The sequence below is a fragment of the Paraburkholderia sp. SIMBA_053 genome (assembly GCF_046534895.1).
Classification (GTDB): domain Bacteria; phylum Pseudomonadota; class Gammaproteobacteria; order Burkholderiales; family Burkholderiaceae; genus Paraburkholderia; species Paraburkholderia caledonica.
This window is the reverse complement of sequence record NZ_JAWRXU010001942.1, coordinates 1-229: the sequence shown is the minus strand read 5'-3', so window position 1 is coordinate 229 and position 229 is coordinate 1. Positions and strand designations below refer to the sequence as shown.

General features: G+C 62.4%; 1 protein-coding gene. It reads left to right on the top strand.

What is annotated here, in order from left to right; translation table 11 throughout:
* Positions 1-35 precede the first annotated feature (35 nt).
* Positions 36-229: L-lactate permease (locus SB753_RS42330; RefSeq protein WP_410805864.1), on the top strand; the 194-nt coding region annotated here is incomplete at its 3' end.

Below are 229 nucleotides of genomic sequence, written 5' to 3'. Positions count from 1 at the left end.
AGAATTCATTGATCGCATATTCGGAGGAGACCGACATGCACCCTTGGTATCAGACCTACCTGCCCCTCGGCAGCCTCTGGCTATCCGCGCTCGCGGCCAGCATCCCCATCATCTTTTTCTTCGTCGCGCTGGCGGGACTCCGCCTGAAGGGGCATGTCGCGGCGGCAGGTACGCTGGCGTTGTCGCTGGCCGTTGCGATCTTCGCGTATGGCATGCCAGCGCAGCAGGC